Raw genomic sequence first — 14,319 nt, forward strand, 5'->3', positions numbered from 1 at the left:
TCGAAAATGGCGCTGCATCGCGACATCCATTGGATCGGCCGGCAATGGGCTGTCACCGGCCTCGGGATGCAGTTGATCGACCAGAAGCTGAAGGGCTTCTTTGATATTGAGGTCCCGCAATTGTGGGACGAGGCGCTGATCGAAACCACGCGCGCCAAGGAATGGCTCAACGTCGCGGATTTCGACAAGGGGCTCGAGGTGGCGCGAAAGCGGTTTCCTCCGGGCAGCCTGACGTCGCCGCCGGCGGCGGCCACCCCAGCGCAGCCGGCCGCATTGGCGGCAGTTCCGGAGGCTCAGCCCGTTCCACCGTTGACATCAGTTGCTTCGGCTCCGCCCATCGTAGCGGCTCCGGTTATCACATCGATCAAGCCGGTTAGAAAAGCGCCGGCGCCTGCGCAAATCACGGCGCCTGCAGAACCGCTGCCGCAAGAGGCTGAAATGATCGAGCCGGCAAAATCGGCGCTGGGAAAATTTCAGATGCAGTTTCTGGGTCATGGCAAGTTCATTCGTCCCTGGCGGGTCCGAATGAAAGAGTGACGGTATTTTGCCGGTTTGCCTCGGCGGCGATAGCCGGATAATACGGCGCCCGGAAACCGGCCTCGACTCGAACCAGAAGGCATTTTGACGGATGCGCATTCTCTGCACCAATGACGACGGCATTCACGCTCCCGGTCTGAAGGTCGTCGAGGAGATCGCCCGCGCGCTGTCGGACGACGTCTGGATCGTGGCGCCCGAACTCGATCAATCCGGCGTCTCGCATTCGCTGTCGCTGAACGATCCGCTGCGGCTGCGCGAAGTTGGCCCCCGACACTTTGCAGTGCGCGGCACGCCGACCGATTGCGTGATCATGGGCGCGCGCCACATCCTCGGCGAGAAGCTGCCTGATCTCGTGCTGTCCGGCGTCAACAAGGGCCGCAACGTCGCCGAGGACGTGGTCTATTCCGGCACCATTGCGGGCGCGCTGGAAGGCACCATTCTGGGTATTCCGTCATTTGCGCTGAGCCAAGAATTTTCCATCGACACGCGCCACGCGCCGCTGTGGGACACGGCGGTGAAATTCGGACCGGATATCGTGCGCAAGGTGATCGACGCCGGCGTGCCCAAGAACACCGTGATCAACGTCAACTTTCCGGCCTGCACCCCCGACCAGGTCAAGGGCATCCGCGTCACGCGGCAGGGCAAGCGCAATCTCGGTTTCCTGAAAGTCGACGAGCGTCACGACGGTCGCGGCAACCCCTATTTCTGGATCGGCTTCGAACGCGCCGCGGTGCTGGACACGCCGGCCGAAGGCACCGATCTCGCCGCATTGGCCGCGCGCTACGTCTCAGTGACGCCGCTGCGGCTCGACCGCACCGATGAAGCATTTTCGGAAGCGCTGACGACGACGCTGAAGTAGGGCAGCCACAGACTCGGACGTCATCCTGAGGCGCGAGCGCAGCGAGCCTCGAAGGATGGGCCACGGGCGCTTCTCATCCTTCGAGGCGCGCAAGGGCGCGCACCTCAGGATGACGCGATCGGGTGCAGTTGGCCTACATAGCTCAACACAAGCTAGCTCGATTTTGGCCGCCCAGCGCGACGACGAGACAGTTCGCTGACCTTGTCCCAATCGGACTTCAGCAATGCCTCTTTCTTGGCGCGGCTCCAGCCCTTGATCTGACGTTCGGCTGCGATCCCATCAGTGATCCGGTCGAAATACTCGGACCAAACCAGCACCACCGGCCGCCTTGTGAAAGTGTAGCCCGGATGTGCCCCTGCGTTGTGCTGATCAACACGAGGACCGAGATCGTCTCCGGTTGCGCTCCCCACATAATAGGACCCGTCGGCACAACGAAGCATATACACATACACACCCATCGCCGTCGTCCTTCGAGGCTCGCAAGTGCTCGCACCTCAGGATGACGTCGATTAGTCACCTGTCAACTTGGTTAGAAAGACTGGGGGGACGATTTCGAATCGAATCGGCACACGTCATCCTGAGGTGCGAGCGCAGCGAGCCTCGAAGGATGGGCCACGGGCGCTTCTCGTCCTTCGAGGCGCGCAAGGGCGCCCACCTCAAGCGATAAGCGCAATTGCGCTCACGCGGGGATGACGTCGATTGGTCAGCTCTCAATTGATCTTAGAAGCGCTTAAGCCGCAGCGCTCTTCAGCGCGCTGTTGATCATTTGCGCCAGCGTTTCCAGTTGAAACGGTTTTTGTAGCGCCGGGCGATCGCGGTATTCCTCGGGCAGGCCCGACGAGCCGTAGCCGGTCGCGAAAATGAAGGGCCGGTTGCGCGCCTTGATCAGTTCGGCCACCGGCGTGATCACCTTGCCGTTGACGTTGACGTCGAGGATGGCGAGATCGAAGTCGGTCGATTGGGCGAGCTTGACGGCTTCGCCGATTTCGCCGGCCTCGGCGGCGACGCTGTAGCCGAGCTCTTCGAGCATGTCGGCCACCATCATCCGGATCATGACCTCGTCTTCGACGAGAAACACTGAACAGCCCTGCGGCCGCGTCGCCATCATGATGGAATCCTTGCCCTTCCCGAGCTCAAGGTTCGCAAATAACATCAATCGGCGCAACGACAAGATGGGATAGGCCAAGGCCTGCGGCCCACCCGTCAAGAGCCCCGATTTTCCGGGCTCTAACGCTGCTTCCGGACCCTGGTTCCGCGATCGGAACCCATTTTTGAGGAAATTCTTCCTTAAAGCTCTGGTGGCTATTGCATCCAATCTCTGCCGAAGCACTAGATGAATGGCCAAGCCGTGACCCTTGAGTCGCTAATGTCGCAAGAACCGCCCGAAAAGATGATGTTCCAGCTGACCCTGCGGCGGCGCGGGATCAGCGACCAGACCATCCTGCGCACCATGGAAGAGGTCCCGCGCGAGATGTTCGTGACCACTGCCGATCGCGGCCATGCCTACCGTGACAGCGCGCTCGGCATCGCCTGCGGGCAAACCATCAGCCAGCCCTTCGTGGTCGCCTACATGACCGAGCAATTGCAGCTGCAGAAGCAGCACAAGGTGCTCGAGATCGGCACCGGCTCCGGTTACCAGGCCGCGGTCCTGTCCCGGCTTTGCAAGCATGTCCTGACCATGGAGCGGTACCGGACGCTGGCCGACAGCGCGCGCGCCCGGCTGGAAAAGCTGGGCTACGACAATATCGAGGTCCTGCTTGGCGACGGTTTCGATATCCCGCGAGGTGCCGGGGATTTCGACCGCATCATCGTGACCGCGGCGATGGAGCAAATTCCCGAACAGCTGCTGGCGCGGCTGGAGCCGGGCGGCATCCTGCTCGCGCCGGTGGGGCCGCATCAGGGCGTCCAGACGCTGGTGCGCGTCACCAGGACCGAGGCCGGCTTCGATCGCAAGGCGCTGGTCGACGTGCGCTTCGTGCCGGCACTGCCGGGAATTGCCCGCGAACTGTAGAAGCACGGGATTGGCGGTTCCCGCCAACATCTTATTTGAAGGGTTAAGCGGTTATTTACTCGGGACGTGTTTACTCAAAAGAGTATTTTGTTGCGTACAAGTGAGTAACCATGTCCCGTGTCGCCGAGTTACTTCGCTCGCGTCGCATGCCGCAGATTGCGGTGCTGACGCTGATGTCGGTTGGCTTTGCCGGCTGCAGCGCCGATATGCAGACGCGCTTGTCCCAAAACACTTTATCAAACCCGTTCAACTATCAGCCGGACGCGACCGGTACGGTGCCGCAGGCGCCGGCGCCCCAGGTCGAGCGTCGCGAACTGCCGCAATATGCGCGGCCGCAAGCCCAGGCTCCGCAGTATCAGTCGCAATACCAGTCGTCGGCCTTGCCGCCACCGCCGCCGGTGGTCACGGCGCCGCGATCCTATCAGGCCGCAGGCAACGGCGTGTCGGGAGGAGGCCGCGGGCTTTCGTCCTATACTCCGCCGGGCCAACCCAAGCTTGAGACCACCGCCACCGTTGCGCCGCGCTCGGTTGCCGCTGCGCCCGCGCATGGCGGCACCACGATCATCGTCGGCACCAGTGACACGCTCGATATCCTGGCCAAGCGCTACAATGTTTCGCCGGCCGCGATCCTGCAGGCCAATGGTTACAAGGGTCCGCGCGCGCTGTCGCCCGGCCAGCAACTGATCATCCCGCGCCAGGCCGTCGCCGCCGCGCCCGCGCCGGCGGTAGCGCCGCCGGTCAGCAAGCCGGTCGCGGCCGTGGCAGGGCCGTCGAGCGTACACGTCGTCAATCGCGGCGACACGTTGATGAGCATTGCACGCCGCAACAACCTTCCGGTGGCGGATCTCGCCAAGGCCAACAACCTCGACACATCGGCCAAGCTCAGCCTCGGCATGAAGCTGAGCGTGCCCGGCGCCAAGACCGCCGCCGCACCTGCGGCGCAGCCGGTTGCACCGGTGCAGCAGGTCGCAGCGGTCGCAGCGCCTGCCGCCAAGCCGTTGACACCCGCCGCACAGCCGCAAAGCGCGCGCCTGGCGCAGTCGACCGTCAATGTCGAGGAAAAACCGGTGGCCGAAGCGCCGGCGGTCAAGTCCAGCGAAGCCACCGGCGCGCTGCCGACCTTCCGCTGGCCGGTACGCGGCAAGGTCATCACGACCTACGGCGCCAAGACCAACGGCAAGGCCAATGACGGCATCAATCTGGCGGTGCCGGAAGGCACCCCGGTGAAGGCTGCCGAAGACGGCGTCGTCGCCTACTCGGGCAATGAATTGAAGGGTTACGGCAATCTCATTCTGGTTCGGCACTCCAACGGTTACGTCACCGCATATGCCCATGCGAGTGAGCTGATGGTGAAGCGCGGCGACACGATCAAGCGCGGCCAGATCATTGCCAAGTCGGGCCAGTCGGGTGAGGTGGGGTCGCCGCAACTCCACTTCGAGATCCGCAAAGGATCTTCACCGGTTGACCCGCTTCAATTCCTGAACGGGGCGTGAGGCGCTAGACGCCTCACCAAGCTTCCACAAACCGAGCTGTCGTCGCCCGCCTTGTGCGCAATTGCGCACTGGAGCGGGCGATCCAGTATTCCAGAGACGTCGGCAATTGAATAGAGATGCCGCGGCGTACTGGGTCCCCCGCATTCGCGAGGACGACAGTCAACCGTGGCGGGCCGGCGATTACTTCCCCGTCAGCCGCACACCCAGCCGTCCCGCCAGCTCCTGTGTGAACTGCCAGGCGACGCGTCCCGAGCGCGAGCCGCGCGTCGTCGACCATTCCAGCGCTTCGCGCTCCAGTTCCTCATCGGCAAGCTTGATGCCGTAATGGCCGCAATAGCCGCGGACCATCGCCAAATATTCGTCCTGGCTGCAGCGATGGAAGCCGAGCCACAGACCGAAGCGGTCCGACAGCGAAACCTTTTCCTCGACCGCTTCGCCGGGATTGATCGCGGTCGAACGTTCGTTCTCGATCATCTCGCGCGCCAAAAGATGCCGCCGGTTCGAGGTGGCGTAGAGGATGACGTTGTCCGGGCGTCCCTCGATGCCGCCTTCCAGCACCGCTTTGAGCGATTTGTAGGAGGCGTCGTTACCGTCGAAGGAGAGGTCGTCGCAGAACACGATGAAACGGAACGAAGAGCTGCGCACCCGGTCCATCAGACCCGGCAGGCTCTCGATATCCTCGCGATGGATCTCGATCAGCTTGAGTTTGTCGGCCGCCTTGCGCTTGAGGTTGATGTCGGCATGCGCGGCCTTGACCAGCGACGACTTGCCCATGCCGCGCGCGCCCCACAGCAGCGCATTGTTGGCGGGCAGGCCGTCGGCGAACCGCTCGGTATTCTCGATCAGGATGTCGCGCATCCGGTCGATCCCCTTGAGCAGCCCGAGGTCGACCCGGCTGACGCGCGGCACCGGCGCCAGCCGCCCGTCCGGGTGCCAGACGAAGGCGTCCGCAGCCCCGAACGACTCAGGGCCGGAGGCCGCCGGGGAGGCCGCGGAAAGGTGGCTCGCGATGGCCTCCAGCGCGTCAGCGATGCGCTCGGCGGTGACGTCTTTCGAGGGGGTTGCCGGACGTTTTGTCGCGGTTTTTGCGGGCTTCCGCCGGCCTGCTTTGGAGGTGGCGCGAGCCGCTGTTTTCTTGGGCTTTTTCGACATTTTCCCTGTTCCTGACGGCGCAGCCATAACGGGCCTTGGAAGCTCCCGCAAGCGCCCTAAATGAGGGGGCTGGCAGCGTTGCAATTGGGACGGCCGCCGCTATAGTCCGCGCGAATTTGCCCGGACCGGCCAGACGCTTGCGTCGCCGGTCGTTTCCGTATCTCACGAGGATTGTTCGAATGCTGATTACCCCTGCGTACGCCCAGGCTGCAGCCGGTGGCGATGCCAACAGCATGTTGATGTCGCTGCTGCCGTTCGCACTGATCTTCGTCATCATGTACTTCCTGATTCTGCGCCCGCAGCAGAAGAAGATCAAAGACCATGCCGAGCTGGTGAAGAACATCCGCCGCGGCGATACCGTCGTGACCTCCGGCGGCCTGGTCGGCAAGGTGACCAAGGTCGTCGACGACGACCAGATCGAGTTCGAGATCTCCGACGGCGTCCGCGTGCGCCAGATGCGGCAGATGATTTCAGGCGTTCGTGCCAAGGGCGAGCCGGCCAAGGAAAAGGCCGAAACCGCCAAGGACGAGACGTCCGCGAGCTGATTTGCGCTCTGGCATACTCCTGATCTGACAGGTCGACTCGATGTTGTATTTCTCGCGGTGGAAGGCGCTGGCGATCATTCTGACCGCGCTGGTGGTGTGCCTGTGCGCCGTTCCGAACTTCTTCCCGGCGGCCCAGGTGAAGACCTGGCCGGCCTGGGCGCAGCGCCACATCGTGCTTGGCCTCGATTTGCAGGGCGGCTCGTCTCTGCTGCTGGAAGTCGACTCCAATTACGTCAAGAAGGAAAAGCTCGAGCAGGTGCGTGACGAGGTACGGCGCGTGCTTCGCGATGCCAAGATCGTCTATACCGGCCTTGCGGTACGCAATGATGCCGTCGAAGTGCGCATCAGCAAGGACACTGATCAGGCGACGGCGCTGACCAAGCTGCGGGACATGGCGCAGCCGATCGGCGGGCTTCTGGGCTCCAGCGGCGGGCGTGACCTCGAAGTGGCCGATGCCGGCGGCGGGTTGATTCGCATGACCATCCCGCAGCCCGCGATGATCGAACGGATGCGCAAGACCATCGAGCAGTCGATCCAGATCGTCCAAAAGCGCGTCGACGAGGTCGGTACCGTCGAGCCGATCATCCAGCGCCAGGGCACCGACCGCATCCTGGTGCAGGTGCCGGGTCTGCAAGATCCGACACGCCTAAAGAAGCTGCTCGGCGAGACCGCCAAGATGGAATTCCGGATGGTCGACCTCACGGTGCCGCCGGACCAGGCGCAACGGGGGAGCGTGCCGCCGGACTCGGAGTTGCTGCCTAGCGCCGACCCGCAATATCCGCAGCCCTATGTGATCAAGAAGCAGGTGCTGGTCTCGGGCGGTGACCTGATCGACGCCCAGCCGGGCTTCGACCAGCGTACCAATCAGCCGATCGTTTCATTCAAGTTCAACAGCTCCGGATCGCGGAAGTTCGCGGTGGCAACGACCGAGCACGTCAAGGAACCGTTCGCAATCGTGCTGGACGGCAAGGTGATCTCGGCGCCGGTCATCCAGGAACCGATTACTGGCGGCTCCGGACAGATCTCCGGCAACTTTACGGTGCAGGCTGCCAACGATCTGGCGATCCTGCTGCGGGCCGGCGCGCTGCCGGCGCCGCTGACGGTCGTCGAAGAGCGTACCGTCGGTCCGGGCCTCGGCCAGGACTCGATCGAGAAGGGCGAGCTTGCGGCCTATGTCGGCTCGATCCTGGTTATCGTTTTCATGCTGGTGACCTACCGGCTGTTCGGCGTGTTCGCCAACATCGCGGTGGCCATCAACGTCGCCATGATCTTCGGCATCCTGTCGCTGCTGAACGCCACGCTGACCTTGCCGGGCATTGCCGGTATCGTGCTGACCGTCGGTATCGCCGTCGACTCCAACGTGTTGATCTATGAGCGCATCCGCGAGGAATTGCGCGCAGGGCGCACCGCGATCTCGGCGATCGATGCCGGCTTCCGCCGCGCGCTGTCGACGATCCTGGACTCCAACATCACGACCTTCATCGCCGCCACCGTGCTGTTCTACATCGGCACCGGGCCGGTTCGCGGTTTTGCCGTGACGCTCGGCATCGGCATCATCACCACCGTGTTCACCGCATTTACCCTGACCAGCCTGATCGTCGCCGGCTGGGTTCGATGGAAGCGGCCGAAGACCGTGCCAATCTGAAGCATGATCCCGAAAAGTGGACACCGGTTTTCGGAACAGATCATGCTTCTAAACAGAAATAGAGCAACGAACATGATCCAGCTACGCTGGATCACGTTCGCGCTGACAATGCGGAGCCAGCTTTGACACAATACGTCCTTATCGGGCTGGGCATTCTGATTGCCGTGCTGACCGTGGTCGCCATATTCGATCTGCTGCCGCCGCTGCGCATCGTCCCGGACGACACGCATTTCGATTTCACGCGCTTTCGCCGCATCTCGTTTCCGATCTCGGCTGCGCTGTCGATCGTCGCGATCGTGCTGTTCTTTACCCACGGCCTGAATTTCGGCATCGACTTCAGGGGCGGTACGCTGCTGGAGGTGCAGTCCAAATCGGGCCCGGCCGACATCGCCGGGATGCGCGCGACGCTGGGTGGTCTCGGCCTCGGTGAGGTCCAGCTGCAGCAGTTTGGTGGTCCGGCCGACGTCCTGATCCGGGTTGCCGAGCAGCCCGGCGGCGACCAGGCACAGCAGGCGGCGGTGACGAAAATCCGCACCGCCCTCGGCGACAGTGTCGAGTATCGCCGCGTCGAAGTTGTCGGACCCCGCGTGTCCGGCGAATTGCTGGCTTACGGCATGCTCGGCCTGATGCTGGCGATCGTCGCGATCCTGATTTATCTCTGGTTCCGGTTCGAATGGCAGTTCGCGCTCGGCGCCATGATCGCCAACGTCCACGACATCGTGCTGACGATCGGCTTCATGTCGATCTCACAAGTCGATTTCGACCTCACCAGTATCGCGGCGCTCCTGACGATTCTCGGCTACTCCCTGAACGACACGGTCGTGATCTATGACCGGATCCGGGAAATGCTGCGGCGTTACAAGAAAATGCCGATGCCGCAACTGCTCAACGAATCCATCAATTCGACGCTGTCTCGCTCGATCATCACCCACGTCACGGTGACGCTGGCGTTGCTGGCGCTGCTGCTGTTCGGTGGGCACGCGATCCACAGCTTCACGGCGGTCATGATGTTCGGCGTCGTGCTGGTCGGCACTTACACCTCGATCTTCATCGCGGCGCCGATCCTGATCTATCTCGGCGTCGGCGAGCACCGCGACGCGCCGGATAGGCCCAAAAAGAAGTAAGCGGGCATGATCCCGAAAAGTGGAAGCCGGTTTTCGGACAAGATCATGCCCACTCAAAACACTGGCTCCTCGGACGCTCCGCATTTTCCGAGGTCGGCGCCGATCGAGGCCTACGGCAAGGGCGGTTTTGCGTTCGCCGACATGTCGCATCGTGGCTCGCTGTTGTGCCTGCCGGACGGGATCTGGGCGTGGGACGTCACGAAGCCTGATGAAATCGACGAATACTCGCTGGCGCGCGTCTTCAAGTCAGCCAATGCGATCGATACCCTGGTTGTCGGCACCGGCACCGACGTCTGGATTCCGCCCAAACATTTGCGCGAGGCGCTGCGCGCGGTGAGGGTGGTGCTGGACCCGATGCAGACCGGACCGGCGATTCGCACCTACAACATCATGATGGGTGAGCGCCGGCGCGTCGCCGCGGCGCTGATCGCGGTGCCATGAGCGCAAGCGAGGCCACAAAGGATTCCGCCGGCTTCTGCGCCGATCTGGTGCGCACCCATGATTTCGTCCGCTACGCATCGACGCTGTTCATGCCGGCGGCCCAGCGCCGCGCGCTGCTCGCGATCTACGCCTTCAACGTCGAGATTTCACGGGTGCGCGAGCAGGTCAGCCAGCCGCTGCCCGGCGAGATGCGCCTGCAATGGTGGACCGACATGCTGGCCGGCGCGGGCCATGGCGGCATCGAAGGCAACCCGGTCGCGGCCGAACTGCTGCAGGTGATCCGCGACTACCGCCTGCCGGTCGACCCGCTGTCCCGCCTGATCGACGAACACCAGTTCGATCTCTACAACGACCCGATGCCGTCGATGGCGGCACTCGAAGGCTACATCAACGACACCTCGTCGGCGCTGTTTTCGCTGGCCGGGCGTATCGCGGCGCGGCCTTCGGAAGCGGTCGATCACCTCGCGCGCCACGCCGGTTTCGCCCAGGGCCTGGTGCAGGTGATCGAGAGGTTGCCGTGGGATGCGGCGCGGCGCCAGCTGTTCCTGCCGCTGCAATTGCTGCAGCAACACGGCAGCGGCGTGGAAGAGGTGTTTACTGGCAAGCAGACGCCGCAGGCGCGTGCGGCGATCGACCAGCTGATCGGCGAGGCGCGGGAGCATCTGGAAACCGCCTTCGAACTGCTCGCCGGCGTGCCGCCGGAGGTGAGGCCGGTATTCCTGCCGTTGGCGCTGGTCCGCCGCGACCTGAAGCGGATGTCGCGGGCCGATTCCGATCCGTTCGTGCCTAAGACCACTTCGCGATTGCGGACGCTCTGGACGCTGTGGCGCGCGTCGCGGACGCCGGAGTTCGGCGGTTAGGAGTTTGCTCGCGTAGATGCGCCCGATGGCGAGTCCATATCGGCCGCTTCAAAATTGAACCGGTCCCGCAAATTCTTGCGGCTCTCCAGGATGTCCTTCAGGAAAGCCCGGTCGGCGTCGTTCTTCATCATCGGCTCGATCAGGTCGAGCTGGTTCATCGCGACGAGCTGCAGGATTTCGGTGCGCGGCTTGCCGGCGGCATCGCGCGGCAACGCGTGAACGACCTGGATATGCTCCGGTGCTTTGACGCCCTTGGCGGACGAAAGCTCGCTGCGCAACTGCTTTTCGAGCGAGACCTGATCGGCCTCGACGAACGCATAGAGCCCGACGCCGGTGCGGCGGTCAGCAAAGGCGACGATAGCCGTGTCGCGCACGTCGGGGTTCTTCCGGATCATCTCGATCAGCACGGGCGCGTCATTGACCAGGCGACGGCCGCCGCCCTCCCGATCGGTGAAATTGAACAGGCCGCGGGTGATAGCCTGATAGACCTTCTTGCCGGTCATCAGCCAGACGCTGGCGACGACGGATTTGCGTGCCAGGATCTTGCGCTCCATCGGAGTCAGCGCTGCCGGCGCGTAGCTGCGCTTGTGTTTCAAGAGGTGCCGCAGATCCTCGTAGGCCGCGATGCGAAACAGCCGGCTGCGGCTCTTGAAGCAGGCGGCGAGCTGGAAGTCGGTGAGATAGGCCTGCCCGTCGCTGCCGCGCAGCCAGTTCTGCTCCTTGGCGAGATCGTTGTGGCAGATGCCGGCGCGATGCAGCTTTCGGAGCGCTAGCTTGGCCGAGCGGAAATAGCCGACATCGCCATGGGGCTTTGCCATTTGCAGCGCGACGCCATCGATGAAGCCGCGCACCAGCGCCTGCCGGCCGGCCCACAGCAGTTTTGGACCGACATGAAGGTCCCGCGCCAGCGCCAGTGCGCGGCGCTCGCGGGCGAACAAATGGCGGGCGAGGAGATAAGACCATGCCGGCACCTGATCGAGCCGGCGCAACACCGCATCAACCTCGCCGGCGTCGCTTTTGAAGCGCCCGCGCTCGACGGTCGAGAACACGTCGCGCTTTAGCAGCACGCCTTCGGTCCATCGCGCCGACAGAATCGCGGCGTCATCCTTTGGCAAAGCCATGATCTTACGCCGCCGCCGCGACGCGCAGGTGATCGGCGATCCAGCGGTCGAGATCGGCCAGCGCCCGCGCGCTCATCGCCTGCTTCTTGGCGACCGTCTTCTCGTTGCCGCGCAGCCGTGTGCCGTCCGGCTTCTTGGTCGGCGGACTGGCAAGCGGCGGGAATAGGCCGAAATTGATGTTCATCGGCTGGAACGAGCGCGGACCTGCGTCGACCGTCTCGATGTGACCGCCGGTGATGTGGCCGAGCAAGGATCCCAGCGCTGTCGTTGCCGGCGGGGGCGCCAGCGACTGCGCGCGCGCATCGGCCGCGGCATAGAGCCCGGCGATCAAGCCGATGCTGGCGGATTCCACATAGCCTTCGCAGCCGGTCATCTGGCCGGCGAATCGCAGCCGCGGCTGCGCGCGCAGCCGCAACTGGCCGTCCAGAAGTTTTGGCGAGTTCAGGAAGGTGTTGCGATGCAGGCCGCCGAGGCGGGCGAACTCGGCCCCCTCGAGCCCGGGAATTGTGCGGAAAACGCGCTGCTGCGCGCCGTGCTTCAGCTTGGTCTGGAAGCCGACGATGTTGTAGAGCGTGCCGAGCTTGTTGTCCTGGCGCAGCTGCACGATGGCGTAGGCCTTCACCGTTGGGTTATGCGGATTGGTGAGGCCGACCGGCTTCATCGGCCCGTGGCGCAGCGTCTCGTGGCCGCGTTCAGCCATTACTTCGACCGGCAGGCAGCCGTCGAAATAGGGGGTGTTGGTCTCCCAGTCCTTGAAGTCGACCTTCTCGCCGGCCAACAGATCAGCGACGAACGCGTCGTACTGCTCCTTGGTCATCGGGCAGTTGATGTAATCGGCGCCGGTGCCGCCGGGCCCGACCTTGTCGTAGCGCGACTGGAACCAGGCCACCGACATGTCGATGGATTCCTTGTGCACGATCGGCGCGATGGCGTCGAAAAACGCCAGCGCGTTCTCGTCGGTGAGCTCGCGTATCGCGTCCGCCAGCGGCGCCGAGGTGAGGGGGCCGGTCGCGACGATCACATTGCCCCAGTCGGCGGGCGGCAGGCCGGCGATTTCCGTGCGGTCGATCTCGATCAGGGGATGATCGTGCAGGGCACGGGTGACCGCGGCCGAAAATCCGTCGCGATCAACCGCCAGCGCGCCGCCGGCGGGCACCTGGTTGGCGTCCGCCGAACGCATGATCAGCGAGCCCAGCCGCCGCATTTCGGCGTGCAGCAGGCCCACCGCATTGTTGGCGGCATCGTCGGAGCGGAATGAATTGGAGCAGACGAGCTCGGCAAGCCCTTCGGTCTGGTGGGCCTCGGTCATTCGCACCGGGCGCATCTCGTGCAGGACCACGGGGATGCCAGCATTGGCGATCTGCCATGCGGCTTCCGAGCCGGCGAGGCCACCGCCGATCACATGGACGGTGTTAGTTGGATTCTTGGCTGCGGTCATGCGCGCAGGGTTAGCGCGTTTTCTCGCCAAGTGCACCTGCGGCAATGGCGTTTTCAAAACAGGAATCCAGACTCAGATACGACAACGCCCGCAGCGAGGCGGGCGTTATCCGTTCGTCAGGCGGCTGACAAAGGATCAGCCGTTGTAGGTCCCGGCTGCAACGCGCGGAATGTCCGAACGATCAAGGCCAATATCGGCCAGTTCGCGATCGCTAAGCTGGGACAGTTCGCTGACATTGCGCTGATAGTCCCGGAAAGCCTGGATCATGCGGATGAGCGAGAGTAACATGGTAGTCTCCTTGAAATTACGATTCAGCTCTTGGAGGGAAGCCTTATCGTTGAAATGAATATAGCTGGTATTTTGCAGTGCAGAAGTTCCGATGTTGCGGTGCAGCTACTCCAAAAGCGCATGGCTAAGATAAGGTCCGATTAACCTTCGGCAGGGCTGCCTTATCAAGTGCTGAAGGGGCGTCTGGCCAGTCAATTGATGCGAATTATCCTGTAAAATCGCGGCGTTGACGCAATCACGACACAACCATCACTGCTTGGTTCCGTGGTCTGAAATCGCCGCAAACGGACTTGAAACTCGTCGAACCCGTCTCTCTGCGAAACGAATTTCTGCATGCGTGATTCGCATGCACTCCGCAGCATAGAAATGAATTATAAGTCACTATATTGCCTGCGAACCGCACCACGCGTACGGGATGGCCCAAGGCAGGGTTGCCGGTGCTTCGGCTGGCGAACTTGCGCAGATCGCGGGTGACGACAGTTCTCCTGGCGCTGGACAAAGACGGTGCGAACAACCGATCGCGATGTGAATGCGACACCAAGCCAAGATGCGTTGGTCATCGTCACCGGCGTTGCACGCACCGTGGCGAGAACGAACGCTCACTGCTGCACTGAATCGATCAACGCGCATGCTGCGCCGCGTCGTTACGCGGCTGTAATGAATTACGCAGCCGTAATGAAAACGCGTCGTTTCGCATAAGCGCCTTGCATGCTGCGCTCAGCACCTCGCGCGAAGTTTATTCCTCAATTCTCTGCGACCAGCGAACAATCGTCGCGCAGATTCCGGCAATGACGCTGGTGCTGTC

15 protein-coding genes are annotated in these 14,319 nt (G+C 63.1%); 9 read left to right on the forward strand and 6 right to left on the reverse strand.

What is annotated here, in order from left to right:
• The first annotated feature begins 6 nt into the window (after nt 1-6).
• Nucleotides 7-537 (forward strand): hypothetical protein, encoded by a 531-nt coding sequence (locus JQ629_RS00095; protein ID WP_212410303.1) that lies wholly within the window; start codon nt 7-9, stop codon nt 535-537.
• Between the two features lie 91 nt (nt 538-628).
• Nucleotides 629-1,396, forward strand: a complete 768-nt coding sequence (gene surE, locus JQ629_RS00100; RefSeq protein ID WP_212269938.1) for a 5'/3'-nucleotidase SurE — start codon at nt 629-631, stop codon at nt 1,394-1,396.
• 152 nt (nt 1,397-1,548) lie between these two features.
• Here surE and JQ629_RS00105 read toward each other — a convergent pair whose 3' ends face one another.
• Together JQ629_RS00105 and JQ629_RS00110 are read right to left on the reverse strand one after the other, a co-directional pair.
• Nucleotides 1,549-1,854 (reverse strand): GIY-YIG nuclease family protein, encoded by a 306-nt coding sequence (locus JQ629_RS00105; RefSeq protein ID WP_212410305.1) that lies wholly within the window; start codon nt 1,852-1,854, stop codon nt 1,549-1,551.
• 272 nt (nt 1,855-2,126) lie between these two features.
• Nucleotides 2,127-2,504 (reverse strand): response regulator, encoded by a 378-nt coding sequence (locus tag JQ629_RS00110; protein WP_212269939.1) that lies wholly within the window; start codon nt 2,502-2,504, stop codon nt 2,127-2,129.
• A 258-nt stretch (nt 2,505-2,762) separates the two neighbouring features.
• On the opposite strand from JQ629_RS00110, the gene JQ629_RS00115 reads away from it, so the two are divergent.
• Nucleotides 2,763-3,407, forward strand: a complete 645-nt coding sequence (locus tag JQ629_RS00115) for a protein-L-isoaspartate(D-aspartate) O-methyltransferase (protein ID WP_502752104.1) — start codon at nt 2,763-2,765, stop codon at nt 3,405-3,407.
• 110 nt (nt 3,408-3,517) lie between these two features.
• The gene (locus JQ629_RS00120) at nt 3,518-4,900 is read left to right on the forward strand and encodes a peptidoglycan DD-metalloendopeptidase family protein (protein ID WP_212410307.1); all 1,383 of its coding nucleotides are present in this window, start codon (nt 3,518-3,520) and stop codon (nt 4,898-4,900) included.
• A gap of 180 nt (nt 4,901-5,080) precedes the next feature.
• Here JQ629_RS00120 and JQ629_RS00125 read toward each other — a convergent pair whose 3' ends face one another.
• A complete protein-coding gene (locus JQ629_RS00125) occupies nt 5,081-6,052 on the reverse strand; it encodes an ATP-binding protein (RefSeq protein WP_212410309.1) in 972 nt (323 codons plus the stop codon).
• Between the two features lie 179 nt (nt 6,053-6,231).
• Between JQ629_RS00125 and yajC the strand changes: the two genes are divergently transcribed.
• The 5 genes from yajC to JQ629_RS00150 all read left to right on the forward strand — a co-directional run bounded on the left by yajC (nt 6,232) and on the right by JQ629_RS00150 (nt 10,667).
• Complete coding sequence (gene yajC / locus JQ629_RS00130; RefSeq protein ID WP_211996710.1) at nt 6,232-6,597, forward strand: preprotein translocase subunit YajC; 366 nt, start codon at nt 6,232-6,234, stop codon at nt 6,595-6,597.
• A 40-nt stretch (nt 6,598-6,637) separates the two neighbouring features.
• A complete protein-coding gene (gene secD, locus JQ629_RS00135) occupies nt 6,638-8,242 on the forward strand; it encodes a protein translocase subunit SecD (RefSeq protein WP_212410311.1) in 1,605 nt (534 codons plus the stop codon).
• A 122-nt stretch (nt 8,243-8,364) separates the two neighbouring features.
• Nucleotides 8,365-9,366 (forward strand): protein translocase subunit SecF, encoded by a 1,002-nt coding sequence (secF, locus tag JQ629_RS00140; protein ID WP_212410313.1) that lies wholly within the window; start codon nt 8,365-8,367, stop codon nt 9,364-9,366.
• A gap of 45 nt (nt 9,367-9,411) precedes the next feature.
• On the forward strand, nt 9,412-9,807 hold the full coding sequence (locus JQ629_RS00145) for an Mth938-like domain-containing protein (protein WP_212410315.1): 396 nt from the start codon (nt 9,412-9,414) through the stop codon (nt 9,805-9,807).
• Nucleotides 9,804-10,667, forward strand: a complete 864-nt coding sequence (locus JQ629_RS00150) for a phytoene/squalene synthase family protein (protein ID WP_212410317.1) — start codon at nt 9,804-9,806, stop codon at nt 10,665-10,667. Before JQ629_RS00145 ends, JQ629_RS00150 begins: the two co-directional genes overlap by 4 nt.
• Here the strand turns inward: JQ629_RS00150 and JQ629_RS00155 are convergent.
• From JQ629_RS00155 to JQ629_RS00165, 3 genes are all read right to left on the reverse strand, one after another.
• Entirely contained in the window at nt 10,664-11,788 is a 1,125-nt protein-coding gene (locus tag JQ629_RS00155; protein ID WP_212410319.1) for an AMP-binding enzyme, read from the reverse strand. The two genes, JQ629_RS00150 and JQ629_RS00155, sit on opposite strands and share 4 nt — an antisense overlap.
• Before the next feature lie 4 nt (nt 11,789-11,792).
• Nucleotides 11,793-13,226, reverse strand: a complete 1,434-nt coding sequence (trmFO, locus tag JQ629_RS00160) for a methylenetetrahydrofolate--tRNA-(uracil(54)-C(5))-methyltransferase (FADH(2)-oxidizing) TrmFO (protein WP_212410321.1) — start codon at nt 13,224-13,226, stop codon at nt 11,793-11,795.
• A gap of 135 nt (nt 13,227-13,361) precedes the next feature.
• Nucleotides 13,362-13,514: a DUF1127 domain-containing protein gene (locus JQ629_RS00165; RefSeq protein WP_016846063.1), complete on the reverse strand. Its 153-nt coding sequence runs from the start codon at nt 13,512-13,514 to the stop codon at nt 13,362-13,364.
• Nucleotides 13,515-14,319: the final 805 nt, after the last annotated feature.

Origin of the sequence: Bradyrhizobium sp. AUGA SZCCT0222 (assembly GCF_018130205.1) — a bacterium.
Lineage (GTDB): Bacteria > Pseudomonadota > Alphaproteobacteria > Rhizobiales > Xanthobacteraceae > Bradyrhizobium.

What these genes read in the sequence shown, in the direction of transcription:
- JQ629_RS00110 (WP_212269939.1), bottom strand. Translation starts at nt 2,504, where the DNA reads ATGATGGCGACGCGGCCGCAGGGCTGTTCAGTGTTTCTCGTCGAAGAC.
- yajC (WP_211996710.1), top strand. Translation starts at nt 6,232, where the DNA reads ATGCTGATTACCCCTGCGTACGCCCAGGCTGCAGCCGGTGGCGATGCC.
- JQ629_RS00120 (WP_212410307.1), top strand. Translation starts at nt 3,518, where the DNA reads ATGTCCCGTGTCGCCGAGTTACTTCGCTCGCGTCGCATGCCGCAGATT.
- JQ629_RS00125 (WP_212410309.1), bottom strand. Translation starts at nt 6,052, where the DNA reads ATGTCGAAAAAGCCCAAGAAAACAGCGGCTCGCGCCACCTCCAAAGCA.
- JQ629_RS00155 (WP_212410319.1), bottom strand. Translation starts at nt 11,788, where the DNA reads ATGGCTTTGCCAAAGGATGACGCCGCGATTCTGTCGGCGCGATGGACC.
- JQ629_RS00145 (WP_212410315.1), top strand. Translation starts at nt 9,412, where the DNA reads ATGCCCACTCAAAACACTGGCTCCTCGGACGCTCCGCATTTTCCGAGG.
- JQ629_RS00150 (WP_212410317.1), top strand. Translation starts at nt 9,804, where the DNA reads ATGAGCGCAAGCGAGGCCACAAAGGATTCCGCCGGCTTCTGCGCCGAT.
- JQ629_RS00095 (WP_212410303.1), top strand. Translation starts at nt 7, where the DNA reads ATGGCGCTGCATCGCGACATCCATTGGATCGGCCGGCAATGGGCTGTC.
- trmFO (WP_212410321.1), bottom strand. Translation starts at nt 13,226, where the DNA reads ATGACCGCAGCCAAGAATCCAACTAACACCGTCCATGTGATCGGCGGT.
- surE (WP_212269938.1), top strand. Translation starts at nt 629, where the DNA reads ATGCGCATTCTCTGCACCAATGACGACGGCATTCACGCTCCCGGTCTG.
- secD (WP_212410311.1), top strand. Translation starts at nt 6,638, where the DNA reads ATGTTGTATTTCTCGCGGTGGAAGGCGCTGGCGATCATTCTGACCGCG.
- JQ629_RS00165 (WP_016846063.1), bottom strand. Translation starts at nt 13,514, where the DNA reads ATGTTACTCTCGCTCATCCGCATGATCCAGGCTTTCCGGGACTATCAG.
- JQ629_RS00105 (WP_212410305.1), bottom strand. Translation starts at nt 1,854, where the DNA reads ATGGGTGTGTATGTGTATATGCTTCGTTGTGCCGACGGGTCCTATTAT.
- JQ629_RS00115 (WP_502752104.1), top strand. Translation starts at nt 2,763, where the DNA reads ATGTCGCAAGAACCGCCCGAAAAGATGATGTTCCAGCTGACCCTGCGG.